We start from the raw sequence: 13,075 nt of genomic DNA, 5'->3' as shown, positions 1-13,075 counted from the left end.
GATAACTGCAACCGACAATTGCTGCCGAACGCTAGTGCGTCGCCCGGTATTTGGCGCGGCGGGGGATGGAGCGGCAGGCGAGGCCCTCGGCCAGCAGCTTCATGTCTTCTCGTTTGCCGCTGCGGATCAATCGGCCGAACTCGTCGGCTGAGAAAGGAAGACTTGGATCATCATCGATCGGGCGCCGCACTCGCGGGCCGAAGAACCTTAGAATCAGGCTAGCCAGCCGCCGCATGCCTATTCCCTCGCGCCAGCAACAAACCTCTCACGAGGCACATTGTTCCTGCTGGCGCGAAGAGAATGCAAGTGCGATCTGAACGGTCGTCACCGAAATTTGCGAAGCGGCAGGCTCTGTGCCCTACCCAATCCGCTTGAGCGTCTCGATGTCGCTCATGGCGCTGGTCAACGCCCCGTTGCGGTCGCGCACGAAGCTCTCGAGGTCCGATAGCACGGTGTTGATCATCTGAAGATTCTTGAACATCTCCTCGATCTGCGTCACGATGCTGTTGTAGCCTTCCTGGGTCTGGATCAGCTGGCCCCGGGTGTCGTTGATATTGGCTCCGAGCGACTCGAGCGATGTTTCCATGCCTCCGATCGAGGCGTGGGTACGCGTGAGGCTGGTTTTAGTGTCCTGCGCGAGCTTCTTCACCTCGGTCGCCACCACCGAGAAGCCCCGTCCCGCTTCGCCCGCGCGCGCCGATTCGATGGTCGCGTTGAGCGCCAGCAGGTTGGTCTGGCCCGCGATCGTGTCGATGATCTTCAGGATGTCCCGCAGCCCGTTCATGGCCTGAGTGAGGCCGGCGAACTCCTGCGACAATGCCGTCGTGTCGGTCGCCCGCGCCGCCGATTGTGCGCTCGCCACGATGACCGAGCGGATTTCCTCCACGATCGCGTTGATCGAAGCCGTCTGGCGCAGCGCGCCCTCGACCTTCCCGCTCAGCGTGGCGCTGGCGCTGAGATATTCCGTCAGACGATGCACGATGTCGTCCTTGATCCGGTTCAGCATGACCATGCGGTTGAGATGGGTGCGCGTGAAATATTCGACGAAATGCGCGTAGTGGATCGGGAACGTCTCGATGAACGGATCGTTCAGCGGCTTTTCCCTGACGTCGAAGAACACGATCGCGGTCAGCGTCTGGTTGATGTTGATCCCGAACAGCTCCCGAAGGTGGAAAAACCCGCGACCGGCATCGGCCACATGCCGCTCATGTTGCGGAGCTGGCTCTCGTTGTTCAGGCGGCGCAGGATGCAGTCGTTGAGGATCGCGCCGATCGCCGGCGGCTTGTCGCGCAGGAAGGCCTCGAGGTCACGCCGCGTCTGGTCCACGAAATCGGTGGCTTCCAGCAGCTCGAGTCTGTCGCCCGAATTGACGTCGCAGAAGAACGACACGACGCCGCTGTCCGCATCGATGCCCGCGACCGAGCGCACGAACAGGTCTCCGCCGACCTCGATGCCGAAGGAGTGCTTCGTCATCATCGACATGAGGTTCGCCGGAATCGTGTTCAGCGCCTTCGCCACCACGGAGGCGAACGGCTTGATCTCGCTCCCTTCCATGACGCCCGAGGCGGTGCGACGATCCGGATCGGCGTCCATCACGACGAAGGATTTTCCGGTCTTCTTGAAGTTCTGCGTCTTGAAGATACCGTAGGCGCGGCCCGGCGCCAGCTTCATGAAGACGATCAGCGCATGGTTCTCGAGCACCTGCCTGCTGTCGTAGAGATGAGTATGCTGGAAGTCGAGCTTGCCGCCGGCGGATCCTCCGACGAAACCGCACGGAAACTTGCCGCTCCTGTACACGGCCTCCATGAAGTAGCTCTCCGACGCCGACACGCCGTCCACGAGCGCGAAAGCGATCGTATCGCGCACGTCGATCGCGAAGGGCGTCCTGATCGCGGCGACCTCGCGCGTGATCGCTTCGATGCGCGCGTCATGGGCCCTGGACGGCTCTCCCTTGCGGATGTCGTCGTTGTGGAGGCGGACGCTGTGGATGCTGACGGACTGAAACAGATCGGCCGGAAAAACCTGCACGACGACGGACGACCAGTTCGACCCCGTCGGCTTGTAGAGCGACTGGCCCGCCGAGCACAGCTCGCCCGCGGTCGACATCGCGATCACCGGCGTCGACCCCGCCAGCCTCTGCAACGACGATGCAACGCGCGCGAAGTCGCAGTGGGGTGAGATGAACGCGAGAACCAGCGGCGACCGCGCGCCCTCTACGACGAAGTCGCCCTCGGAAATATTTTGCAGCCGGTCGTCGCTCTCCAGCACCCGAATCGCGCAGGCCTCACGAACCGCCGGAGCCTCTTCCCGTACCTCCGCAACGATCGACGGCGCGGGCTCCTTGTGACTTGCCTGGGAAAACAACGAGAGCATGGCAATATCCTTGTTCGACGCGCGACGCGTCTCAAAGGAGTGAACTACGGATTCGAAATTGCCATTCGGTTAGGAAGCGCGCGGCGCAGGCGCGTTTGTGCTGTGAATGCGCACCGTAGGATTACGGCGTCGCATCGTTTCGCGGGCTCATGATACCGATCGCATCGGTGCATTTGATCCAGATCAAATCCGCGCGGCGCCCTCGCGCCGGCGGCATTGCAACGGACATCGGCACGATTCCATGGCGCCGACACATCCGCGCCCGCGTGCACTACTCGGCGAATCCGACGAAGCGGACGAAGTCGCTGTTCGCCTCGCGATCCGAGCGCACCGCGTTGGCGGCAAAGCCGTCGTCGGGATATCCCATCGCGACGCAGGTCATGATCACCTCGTCCTCCGGAATCTTCGCAACCTCGCGCACGATGTCGGAGCGCATGATGCCCTGCCCGTTGATCACCGAACCGAGCCCGCGGTCCCAGGCTGCGAGCACGATGCCGTAGCAGAGCGCGCCGAGATCGAAATGGCAGACCGCGCCGGGATCGAGCACGCGGTCATAGGTCAAGACCAGCGAGACCGGCGCGTCGAACTGGCGGAAGCCGCGCAGCACCCAGTCCTGTCGCATCGGCTTGTCGTCGCGTGCGATCCCCATCGCGCCGAACAACTTCTTTGCGATGTCGACCTGCCGGGTGCGATGCACGCCCTGGTACTCGCCATGGCTGATGATGTCGCGCTTGACCTTGGCGCCGCCGACCATCTCTTCCATGTTGCGGCGGCGCAGCTCTTCCAGCGGGCGGCCTGTCAGCACATGAACGTGCCAGGGCTGGGTGTTCATCGACGACGGCGCGCGCTTGGCGCTCTCGATGATCGCTTCGATCACGCTGCGTGCCACCGGCTTGTTCTTGAAGCCGCGCACGCTGCGGCGCGACTGGACCAACGTTTCGAATTCCAACCTCAACCTCCCTGGCGCAGACCCGTCCGGCAGTTGCCGATGCGGCGCGAAAAATCTATGCTAATCCGCAAGCAAGACCAAGAACCGTGGAAGGACCCGCAATGGCCGCACCGCTCGATCCCGTCATCGCCCAGATCATTCCGCTGCTGCCGCTGCGCGATCCGACCACGATGACGCCACAGAGCGCCCGTGATTCCTTGCGCGCACTGGCTGCCGCGCGCGCGGCCGTGCCGCCGCCACCGGTCGATACGGTGCAGGATATCAAGGTGAAAGGCGGCGCTGGCCCGCTCGATGCGCGCCTCTACCGTATCGGCTCCGATCCCGCGCCGACCGTGGTGTTTTTTCACGGCGGCGGCTGGGTCGCGGGCGATCTCGAGACCCATGACCGGCAGGCGCGCAATCTTGCGATCGAGACCGGCGCGGTCGTCGTCTCCGTCGACTATCGTCGCCCGCCGGAGACGCGCTTTCCCGGCGCCTTCGAGGATGCTGTTGCCGCGGCGCGCGACATCTTCAACCGCGTCGCGGAATTTGGCGGCGACTCAAGGCGCCTCGGCGTCGCCGGCGACAGCGCCGGCGGCAATCTCGCAGCCGCCACCGCGATTGCCTGCCGCGATGCCGGCATCAAGCTCGCCGCGCAGCTGCTGGTCTATCCCGTGACCGACGTCGCAGGCCACTATGCCGATGCGCGCGAGAACGCGCGCTTTCCCTCGCGCGCCGAGAATGCCGACGGCTACTTCCTCTCCCGCGCCGTGATGGAATGGTTCTGCGGCCATTATCTCGCCGATCCCGGCCAAGGCGCCGACTGGCGCGTCTCACCGCTGCGCGCGGCTTCGCTTGCCGGCCTCGCACCCGCGATCGTTGCCACCGCCTCGTTCGATCCCCTGCGCGACGAGGGCGCCGCTTATGCCCGGGCGCTGGAGGCCGCCGGCGTGCGCGTCAAGCACCATGAGGGCCCAGGCTTGATCCACGGTTATTTTGGTCTCGGCGACGCCTCGGACGTCGCGCGGGCCGAGGCGCAGCGTGCACGCGCCGACTTCAAGGCGCTGCTCGCGCGCGGCATATGAGGACCGACTAGATGCGCGGCGCCCGCTGCGCCGCCGTGTGCCCCCACGTTTCGTCCCAATCCTGACCGGCGGCATCGACGACGCGGCCGTCGGCTTCAAAGAACTTGTTCGGCACCTGGAAGATCGCAAGGATCAAGGCCCCGTCCGGACACCAGGCGGCGTGGCGGCTGCCCGCCTCGCGCCAGATGAATTCGCCGGCCTTGCAGGCGATGCCCTTGGCTGGGCCTTCCTTGTCGACGAGAGCGCCTTCAATGACGTAGCTCTGCTCGATGCCGACATGCTCGTGATCGGGCAGCACCGATCCCGGCGCAAAGCGCATCAACGCCGTCATCAGGCCCGTGCCGCGATCGAACAGCAAGGTCTTGGCCTCGCAGCCGGGAAAGCGCGTCTTCTGCCATTCCATTGTCGCGGGTTGAACCAGATGAGAATGCTGGTCGGCGGTCTGCGGGCTCGTCACGGCATCCATGGCAACGCTCCGTTCCTGCTGGAATGGGATCAGCCTAACAGGTCTCGGCCGGGCGGTCAGCGCGCAGTGCAGCAAGCGGCGGGCGCGAATCCGGAGGCCGGCCCGGAGCCGCGCGCGTCAAGGCGGAATGCATTCATCGCGCGCTGCGAAAATATCAGCGCCCGCGCCCGGCACGCGCCGATCCTGCTTGATTGCGCCACGATTCCCGGCTCCAATCTCCGCGCCATTTCTGGTTTAGGGAGACACCCATGATGAAACGTATTTTCCTGGCTGCGATCGTCGCCACCTTTGCAGCAGGCTCGGCCTTCGCGGAGGACACCTGCGAGAGCAAGGCCGTCGGCAAGGACGGCAAGCCCTTGGCGGGAGCGGCCAAGACCTCGTTCCTGAAGAAGTGCAAGGCCGACGCCTGCACGCCCAAGGCCGTCAGCGCCGACGGCAAGCCGCTGGCCGGTGCCGCCAAGAACAGCTTCATGAAGAAGTGCGAAGTCAGCGCGTAACGCGGGCTGCGACACTCTCGTGCCCCGGACGCAGCGCAGCGCTTCTTCAGCGATGCGCTGCAGAGCCGGGGCCCACGCTTTCACGTGCATTCCGAGAGATGGGTCCCGGCTCAGCGGAGCGTCACTGCGCGCCGCACCGCGTCCGGGACACGAGACCTGCCTACGCGCTTACGGGTTTCGCCGTCATCACTCCCGCTTGAACCGATAGTCGAACGCCCCGTCCAGCGGCTTGATCAGCCCGACCGTCGGCGCCGGAAAATGGATCGGCAGGATCAGCGTGTCGGTGTTGGCGACGGAGGCGAAGAACTTTCGCCGCGAGACCGCCGACTGTTTCGCATCCCAATCCGGCATCGCCGACCAGTCCGGCTCACGGCACTGGATCTGGTGATGCATGAGATCGCCCGCGACCACCGCGCGCTGGCCCTTCGAGAAGATGTTGACGCAGCAATGGCAGGGCGAATGCCCCGGCGTCGGCGTCAGCGTCACGGTGTCATCGAGCGCGTAATCATCGTCCACCAGCAGCGCCTGCCCGGCCTCGACGACCGGCAGGCAATTGTCGCGGAAGACGGTGCCCGGCGGATTGTTGCCCTTGGCGTTCTCGGCCTCCCAGGCTGCATACTCACCCTTGTGGAAGACGTATTTCGCATTCGGAAACGTCGGCACCCAGCGGCCGTCACGCAAGGTCGTATTCCAGCCGGTGTGATCGATGTGAAGGTGCGTGCAGAAGACGTAGTCGATCTGTTCGAAAGAGATGCCGAGCGCGAACAGTTCGTTGCGCCAGCGCTCCTTGCCGGGAAAGTCGAACGGCGGCGTATGCCCCTTGTCCTCGCCGGTACAGGTATCCACCAGGATTGTGTAGCGCGGCGTGCGCACGACGAACGTCTGATAGGTGATGACCATCATGCCGCGCGCGGCGTCGAACACCTCCGGCTCCATCGTCGGCAGATGGCGGGCAAACACGCCCTTGTCATAGGCCGGGAAGAAATCCTGCGGCCGCCGCCATGGCCCTTCCCGCTCGATCACCGCGTCGATGGTGATGTCGCCGATCCGCAGTTGCTTCATGGTTGCTTTGCTCCCTTTTTTGCAGAGAGCGTAGCGGGCAGCACAGGACCGTTCAAGCCGCGCAACGCGTCCGGCACCTATGCGTGACGATCGCCGCAAATCAACCCCAAACGCCACCGACGATCATCTCGGAATTGGGGAAGAAACAGTGCGCAGGAAACTCGGATTTGCGACGGCAGTCCTGATCGCCGCCGCCGCCGGCGTCTACATCAACAACACCAGTCTTCTGGCGCCGCACCGCGACGGCAAGCCGGTGTTACTAGCCCATCGCGGCATGGCGCAGCGCTTCGACGAGCGCGACGTGAAGAACGACACCTGCACCGCTGCGCGGATGTTGCCGCCGACGCACGACTATCTCGAAAATACCCTCCGCTCGATGCGAGCCAGCTTCGAGGCCGGCGCCGACGTGGTCGAGCTCGACGTGCACCCGACCACCGACGGCGAGTTCGCCGTATTCCACGACTGGACGCTCGACTGCCGCACCGACGGCCAGGGCGTCACGCGCGAGCAGAGCATGACAAAGCTGAAAACGCTCGACATCGGCTATGGCTATACCGCCGACGGCGGCAGGACATTCCCGTTTCGCGGCAAGGGCATCGGGATGATGCCGACGCTCTCGGACGTGTTTGCCGCCTTCCCAGACCGGCGGCTCCTCGTCAACGTGAAGAGCCGCGACGCCAACGAGGGCGAGAAGCTCGCGGCCGTGCTGAACGCGCTGCCGGCCGAGCGACGGCGGATGATCATGGTCTACGGCGGTGACGAGCCGATCGAGGTAATCCGTCGCCTCACTCCGGAGGTCCGCACGATATCACGCGGGGCGATCCGGCGCTGCCTGCTCGGCTATATCGGCTATGGCTGGACCGGCCTGATGCCGGCCGCCTGCCGCGACGCGATGGTGCTGGTCCCGATCAATGTCGCGCCCTGGCTATGGGGTTGGCCGGATCGCTTCCTCGCTCGGATGAACGGCGCCAACAGCGCGGTCTTCGTGCTCGGCCCTTACACCGGCGGCGAGTTCTCCTCCGGCATCGATACGCCGGAGTTGTTCGCCCGGCTCCCGCAAGGCTATTCCGGCGGGATCTGGACCAACGAGATCGAGGCGATCGCCGGCAAGAGCAAAGACTAGCTCCGCAACCCCGGCGCTTCCTGCCCGGTCCGCGCGACATATTCGGTGTAGCCGCCGCCAAACTGGTGGATGCCCTCGGGCGTCAGCTCGAGCACGCGGTTCGACAGCGTCGCCAGGAAATGCCGGTCGTGCGAGACGAACAGCATGGTGCCTTCGAAATCCGCCAGCGCCGTGATCAGCATCTCCTTGGTGGCGAGGTCGAGATGGTTGGTCGGCTCGTCCAGCACCAGGAAGTTCGGCGGATCGAACAGCATCTTCGCCATCACGAGGCGCGCCTTCTCGCCGCCCGAGAGCACGCGGCAGCGCTTCTCGACGTCGTCGCCGGAGAAGCCGAAGCAGCCGGCGAGCGCGCGCAACGAGCCCTGCCCCGCGGTCGGAAACGCGTCCTCCAGCGACTGGAACACGGTGCGCTCGCCGTCGAGCAGGTCCATCGCGTGCTGGGCGAAATAGCCCATCTTGACGCTGCCGCCGACCGCCACCGTGCCCTGGTCCGGCTCGCTCGCGCCCGCGACGAGCTTGAGCAGCGTCGACTTGCCGGCACCGTTGACGCCCATCACGCACCAGCGCTCCCTGCGGCGGATCATGAAATCGAGGCCGTCATAGATGCGCTTGCTGCCATAGCCCTTGTGGACGCTCTTGAGCGCCACGACGTCCTCGCCCGAGCGCGGTGCCGGCGGAAAATCGAACGCGATGCTCTGGCGGCGGCGCGGCGGCTCGACCCGCTCGATCTTGTCGAGCTTCTTCACTCGGCTCTGCACCTGGGCGGCATGCGAGGCACGCGCCTTGAAGCGCTCGATGAACTTGATCTCCTTGGCGAGCATCGCCTGCTGGCGCTCGAACTGCGCCTGCTGCTGCTTCTCGTTCAGCGCGCGCTGCTGCTCGTAGAACTCGTAGTCGCCGGTATAGGTCGTGAGCGAGCCGGAATCGATCTCGATCACCTTGGAGATCACACGGTTGATGAACTCGCGGTCATGCGAGGTCATCAGCAGCGTGCCTTCATAATCGTGCAGGAATTTCTCCAGCCAGATCAGGCTTTCCAGATCGAGATGGTTGCTCGGCTCGTCCAGCAGCATGACGTCGGGGCGCATCAAGAGGATGCGGGCGAGCGCCACGCGCATCTTCCAGCCGCCCGAGAGCTTGCCGACATCGCCGTCCATCATCTCCTGGCTGAAGCCGAGGCCGGACAGCGCCTCGCGCGCCCGGCCGTCGAGCGCGTAGCCGTCGAGTTCCTCGAAGGCGTGCTGCACCTCGCCATAGCGCGCGATGATCTCGTCCATCTGGTCGGCCTTGTCGGGGTCGGCCATGTCAGCCTCGAGCTGGCGCAACTCGGCTGCGACCTCGCTGACGGGACCGGCGCCGTTCATCACCTCGGCCACGGCGCTGCGGCCGGACATCTCGCCGACGTCCTGGTTGAAATAGCCGATCGTGATGCCGCGATCGGTCGAGACCTGCCCTTCGTCGGGCAGTTCCTCACCGGCGATCATCCGGAACAGGGTGGTCTTGCCGGCGCCGTTCGGCCCGACGAGACCGATCTTCTCGCCCTTGTTGAGGGCGGCGGAGGCTTCGATGAACAGGATCTGGTGGCCGGCTTGCTTGCTGACGTTGTCGAGGCGGATCATGGGGTCTTTTTGGGGGAATTTTGCGTTGCAGCGTCATAGGCCATGCCGGCTCCCAGGGGAAGCCCGGCAGGGCCCGGAGGCACCGGTTGCCAGAGGCTAAATATAGCCTGCCAGGGCCGGGACCGCAGCAGGATCCGGTCGGGGCGACCGTCTGCGCCTCCTGGCAGGCTAAATCGCCATCCCTCCCGAAACCTCGATCCGCTGCGCATTGACCCAGCGATTATCGTCAGACAGCAACGATGCGATCATCGGGCCGATGTCATCGGGAACGCCAGCCCGGCCAAGGGCCGTCATCCCGGCAACCTGCTTGTTAAGTTCCGGATTGTCCCGGACCATCCCTCCGCTGAAATCTGTCTGTACCGCACCTGGAGCCACCGCGTTGACGGCAATCCCGCGAGGGGCGAATTCCTTTGCCTGGTAGCGGGTCAACACATCGATTGCGGCCTTCAGCGCGCCGTAGGGACCGCTTCCGGGAATGATGATCCTTGCGAGCCCGCTCGAGAGGTTCACGATCCGGCCACCGTCATTCATCAATGGAAGCAATTTTTGGGTGAGAAAGAAGACGCCTTTGAAGTTCAGCCGGTATATGTCGTCGAGCTCTGCTTCGGTCGTCTTCTCAAGTGAATTAAGGTGGGAAATACCGGCATTGTTGACGAGATAGTCGAAACGGATCGCGCCAATTTCGCCCAGTGCCTCTCGAACTTGCGAGACGAAGGTTTCGAATGTACTCGTTCGTCCGACGTCGAGTTGCAAGGCCCTCGCTCTGCGCCCCATTTGCTCGACCTCTCGCGTGACCATTTCGGCCTCGGCGACGGCCGAATGGTAGGTGAACATGACATCGACGCCTCGCCGTGCGAGATTGAGCACCGTGTTTCGCCCGAGGCCTCGGCTTCCGCCGGTGATCAACGCAATTCTTCCCCGCTGCTTCATCACGCTCTCCTGATAACCCCAATCCGGCAGATTGACGCTACCGCCGCTCCGAAGCGCGGCGCGCGTTAGAAGCTGTTAGAAAATGAAAAATTCTGACGTCTGCCGGGTCACCTGGAGACTGGCCAGATCGACATCTTGCACCCGAAGCGCTCAATGCAAGGGACGGGCAGTCGACCTCGATACTTCTGGACGTGCCTCGAAGACCCGTTGAAGCAGCGCGTGCGCATCAGCTCCTCGGCCTCGATTTTTCATCGACCGCGCCAGCGGAACAGCGGCCTTCAGCTCCCACCCTGATGCTCGTTGGCTTCTTGCACTATCCATCGATCGACGAAGCGCCAGCTCTGCTGCCTTGCGGTCGGGATTTGGGCTCGTCAGGATGATTTGCGCCTGCGTGCGTAGCAATTCCGGCATCCAGAACGTCTGGCGCATCCGCTCCGCAAATAGAATTGCCGATTGAATGGTCTCGCGCGCCTCGTCATACCTTCCGCTTCGAGCAAGTCCATCGGCGAGCGCGCGGGATGCCGCCGGGATGACCATGTGAAGTTGCTCACGGTGGAGCCCTCTCAGCGCCTGACGCAGCGCCTCGACGCCGTCCGCGGGCCTCCCGCTCATGAAAAGCCACTCTCCCCTCAGAGCCTGAGCGGCTGCTGCATGACCTCGGAGAGAATGCTTCTCAGCCAGTGAGATTGCACGATCGACATGGTCGGCAACGTCACCGGTGTTCCCGCTCCACAGCAGCACCGGGACGGAGTGGACCACCGCCATGCAATAGTTCGCCGCCGGGGCCAACCGAGCTGCCTCGTTCATCGCCTCAAGCGCCTGCTTGCGAGCTTGCTTGCGGGAGCCCAGCAACCATAGAGAACGTGCCAGTGCGATCTCGGCGCGCAGACGGTGATCATATCCAAACAGATTGATGTCGAGCCGACCAATTGACGTCTCCAGCTCGAAACCGCACTTGCAATGCGCCACCGCGGCGACTTGATCGCCAGCGAGGTGGCAAGCCGCCGCCAGCATCCATTCGGCGATAATTCTGTCGCTCAATGAACCGCTTAGCTCGGCTACAGTTCTGCATCTCGTCGCTGCAGCCAATGCTCCTTCAAAGTCGCCGAGCCTTGTGAGGAAAAGGTTGAGTCCGGCCAACAGTCGCAGCTGTGGCAATGCTTCTTCGCTCGCCTCGTGAAGTGCCAGCCCGCGCCGTATGGCGGCCTGAACTTCGGTCGTATTACCCAAGGTATGCAGTGACGAGACTGCATATGCCTCCTGCAAGCGTGCCTCTCGATGCGAGAGTCGGCCGAAATTCGCAATCGCTTTCAGTGCCAACCCCGACCAACGCCGGCACTCGACCAGCAACCACAGACCGAGAAACAAAGGGGCGGAATCTGCAGCAAGCTCGATGCCGATCGAGCGATCCTCTTTTGAGAAGCTCCACTCGAGTGCCTTCCGCACGTTTCCGATGTGAGGCGAATAACGTCCGATGTCAGCGTAAGCCCCCTGCTCGAGCGCGATTGCCTTGAAGAAAGCACCGAAATAGAGCGCGTGGCGCAGGGAAACCGATTCAGCCTGCCCGATTTCCACGAGCTTGGCCGCAGCATACGTGCGCGTCACATCGGGTAAACGATAGAACACGGTATCACCGACCAGATGAACCCAGACGAGCGATTTGTCCACCAACCTCGCAATCGCGATCTCGACTTCGGCGCTTTTTCGCTCCCCACTTCCGGCAACGGAGCAGGCAGCCTCAATCGTGAACAGACCGACAAATATGGAAAGATTGGAAAGAACACGCTGTTCGCTTTCGGCAAGCAACCTGAAGCTCCAATCGAGCATCGCCTGGAGCGTGCGGTGTCGTGGGACAGCGTTTCGCTGGCCTGTCAGTGACAGCTCCATATGGCTGGCCAGCAGACCCGCAACACCCCGAAGGCCATAGGTCCCCACTCGGCTGGCGACCAGTTCGATCGCCAGCGCGATGCTATCGGTACGGCGACATATTTCGGAAACGACCGGCGCGTCAGCGTCATTCAGCGCCCCCTCAAAACCAGCGGATGAGGCTCTATCCATAAATAGCCTCACTGCCGGGGTCGCCATCGCATCCGCGGCGCTCGGAACGTCGTCGGTTGGGCAAGCAAGAGGGCTGAGAAGGTGCACAATCTCGCCCTCGACGTTCAATGCTTCCCTCGACGTGACAAGCAGACAAACGCCGCAAGTACACTGAAACAGTTGGCTGGCCAAATGCGAGGACGCATCGAGAAGATGTTCGCAACTATCCAGCACGATTAGAATTCGCTTACCGGCAACGAACCCCAGAAGTTCCGCAAGGGGCTCGGCTCCTCCGAGCGGGCAGCCGACCGCGGAGAGAACCGCCCCAGCGACTAGGCCAGGTTCATCAACCGCGCCCAAATCGACAAAAACGGCGCCTTCATCGCCAAATTCGGCTTGTAGCCGGCGAATGATAGCCCCGGCCACGGTAGTCTTGCCGATACCGCCAGCTCCAACGACGCTGACAAAACGCTGCTTCACGATGAGCGCACAGAGGTCGTCGACGACTTCGTCCCGTCCAACGAACAATCTGGGAATCGACGGGAAGTGGCGTCCATGCCTGGGGGGCGGAACGTATCCGGAAGATGCAAGCCCATCGCCACGTTTGCGCTCGATCGGAGCCACAAAACTATAGCCCCGACCGGAAACAGTGACGATGTAACGCGCGCCATCCTGACCTTCGCCCAAGGCCCGGCGAAGGGAGGCCACGTGCACTCTCAAGACGGCCTCGTCGACGACAACGTCACGCCACACGGAGAATAGGAGGTCGCGTTTGCTGACGAGTTCGCCGGCGCGCTCGGTCAGCGCAATCAGTATGTCGAAACCGCGCGAGCCGATCCGAACTTCAACTCCATCCTTCAGGAGTTGCCGACGACGCTTGTCCAGTTGGAAGCGACCGAAGAATACTTCCGCATCGGAACTTTCAGCAGAGTCGATGCTCATGACCATAACAGGC

12 protein-coding genes are annotated in these 13,075 nt (G+C 63.3%); 3 read left to right on the top strand and 9 right to left on the bottom strand.

Annotated features, from left to right (window positions below):
- Positions 1-31: 31 nt before the first annotated feature.
- The 4 genes from WN73_RS37515 to WN73_RS37500 all read right to left on the bottom strand — a co-directional run bounded on the left by WN73_RS37515 (position 32) and on the right by WN73_RS37500 (position 3,322).
- The gene (locus tag WN73_RS37515) at positions 32-235 is read right to left on the bottom strand and encodes a hypothetical protein (RefSeq protein ID WP_028171162.1); all 204 of its coding nucleotides are present in this window, start codon (positions 233-235) and stop codon (positions 32-34) included.
- 123 nt (positions 236-358) lie between these two features.
- Positions 359-1,198: a methyl-accepting chemotaxis protein gene (locus tag WN73_RS37510; RefSeq protein ID WP_271557234.1), complete on the bottom strand. Its 840-nt coding sequence runs from the start codon at positions 1,196-1,198 to the stop codon at positions 359-361.
- Positions 1,129-2,373 (bottom strand): FIST signal transduction protein, encoded by a 1,245-nt coding sequence (locus tag WN73_RS37505; RefSeq protein ID WP_271557233.1) that lies wholly within the window; start codon positions 2,371-2,373, stop codon positions 1,129-1,131. Before WN73_RS37505 ends, WN73_RS37510 begins: the two co-directional genes overlap by 70 nt.
- Before the next feature lie 271 nt (positions 2,374-2,644).
- On the bottom strand, positions 2,645-3,322 hold the full coding sequence (locus tag WN73_RS37500; RefSeq protein WP_271557232.1) for a nitroreductase: 678 nt from the start codon (positions 3,320-3,322) through the stop codon (positions 2,645-2,647).
- Positions 3,323-3,423: 101 nt separating this feature from the next.
- Here WN73_RS37500 and WN73_RS37495 point away from each other — a divergent pair, with 101 nt between their 5' ends.
- On the top strand, positions 3,424-4,386 hold the full coding sequence (locus tag WN73_RS37495) for an alpha/beta hydrolase (RefSeq protein ID WP_271557231.1): 963 nt from the start codon (positions 3,424-3,426) through the stop codon (positions 4,384-4,386).
- Positions 4,387-4,393: 7 nt separating this feature from the next.
- Here the strand turns inward: WN73_RS37495 and WN73_RS37490 are convergent, their stop codons facing one another.
- On the bottom strand, positions 4,394-4,852 hold the full coding sequence (locus tag WN73_RS37490; protein ID WP_060911785.1) for a cupin domain-containing protein: 459 nt from the start codon (positions 4,850-4,852) through the stop codon (positions 4,394-4,396).
- Positions 4,853-5,100: 248 nt separating this feature from the next.
- Here WN73_RS37490 and WN73_RS37485 point away from each other — a divergent pair, with 248 nt between their 5' ends.
- Entirely contained in the window at positions 5,101-5,349 is a 249-nt protein-coding gene (locus WN73_RS37485; RefSeq protein ID WP_097660813.1) for a hypothetical protein, read from the top strand.
- Between the two features lie 186 nt (positions 5,350-5,535).
- On the opposite strand, the gene WN73_RS37480 is transcribed toward WN73_RS37485, so the two are convergent.
- Positions 5,536-6,411, bottom strand: coding sequence for an MBL fold metallo-hydrolase (locus WN73_RS37480; RefSeq protein ID WP_271557230.1), 876 nt, complete (start codon positions 6,409-6,411; stop codon positions 5,536-5,538).
- Positions 6,412-6,559: 148 nt separating this feature from the next.
- Here WN73_RS37480 and WN73_RS37475 point away from each other — a divergent pair, with 148 nt between their 5' ends.
- On the top strand, positions 6,560-7,534 hold the full coding sequence (locus tag WN73_RS37475) for a glycerophosphodiester phosphodiesterase family protein (protein ID WP_271557229.1): 975 nt from the start codon (positions 6,560-6,562) through the stop codon (positions 7,532-7,534).
- Here the strand turns inward: WN73_RS37475 and WN73_RS37470 are convergent.
- From WN73_RS37470 to WN73_RS37460, 3 genes are all read right to left on the bottom strand, one after another.
- Positions 7,531-9,153: an ABC-F family ATP-binding cassette domain-containing protein gene (locus tag WN73_RS37470; protein WP_271557228.1), complete on the bottom strand. Its 1,623-nt coding sequence runs from the start codon at positions 9,151-9,153 to the stop codon at positions 7,531-7,533. The two genes, WN73_RS37475 and WN73_RS37470, sit on opposite strands and share 4 nt — an antisense overlap.
- A 168-nt stretch (positions 9,154-9,321) precedes the next feature.
- On the bottom strand, positions 9,322-10,083 hold the full coding sequence (locus tag WN73_RS37465; RefSeq protein ID WP_271557227.1) for an SDR family NAD(P)-dependent oxidoreductase: 762 nt from the start codon (positions 10,081-10,083) through the stop codon (positions 9,322-9,324).
- A 150-nt stretch (positions 10,084-10,233) separates the two neighbouring features.
- Positions 10,234-13,068, bottom strand: coding sequence for an ATP-binding protein (locus WN73_RS37460; protein WP_271557226.1), 2,835 nt, complete (start codon positions 13,066-13,068; stop codon positions 10,234-10,236).
- Between the last annotated feature and the right edge of the window lie 7 nt (positions 13,069-13,075).

It is taken from the genome of Bradyrhizobium sp. CCBAU 45394 (genome assembly GCF_028128655.1).
GTDB lineage: Bacteria > Pseudomonadota > Alphaproteobacteria > Rhizobiales > Xanthobacteraceae > Bradyrhizobium > Bradyrhizobium diazoefficiens.
The sequence above is the reverse complement of the archived record's forward strand: the minus strand, read 5'-3'. Positions and strand labels throughout refer to the sequence as shown.

Excerpts from the sequence above, each read along its gene's own strand:
- WN73_RS37515 (WP_028171162.1), bottom strand. The coding sequence starts at position 235 with ATGCGGCGGCTGGCTAGCCTGATTCTAAGGTTCTTCGGCCCGCGAGTG.
- WN73_RS37485 (WP_097660813.1), top strand. The coding sequence starts at position 5,101 with ATGATGAAACGTATTTTCCTGGCTGCGATCGTCGCCACCTTTGCAGCA.
- WN73_RS37480 (WP_271557230.1), bottom strand. The coding sequence starts at position 6,411 with ATGAAGCAACTGCGGATCGGCGACATCACCATCGACGCGGTGATCGAG.
- WN73_RS37505 (WP_271557233.1), bottom strand. The coding sequence starts at position 2,373 with ATGCTCTCGTTGTTTTCCCAGGCAAGTCACAAGGAGCCCGCGCCGTCG.
- WN73_RS37490 (WP_060911785.1), bottom strand. The coding sequence starts at position 4,852 with ATGGATGCCGTGACGAGCCCGCAGACCGCCGACCAGCATTCTCATCTG.
- WN73_RS37460 (WP_271557226.1), bottom strand. The coding sequence starts at position 13,068 with ATGGTCATGAGCATCGACTCTGCTGAAAGTTCCGATGCGGAAGTATTC.
- WN73_RS37465 (WP_271557227.1), bottom strand. The coding sequence starts at position 10,083 with ATGAAGCAGCGGGGAAGAATTGCGTTGATCACCGGCGGAAGCCGAGGC.
- WN73_RS37495 (WP_271557231.1), top strand. The coding sequence starts at position 3,424 with ATGGCCGCACCGCTCGATCCCGTCATCGCCCAGATCATTCCGCTGCTG.
- WN73_RS37470 (WP_271557228.1), bottom strand. The coding sequence starts at position 9,153 with ATGATCCGCCTCGACAACGTCAGCAAGCAAGCCGGCCACCAGATCCTG.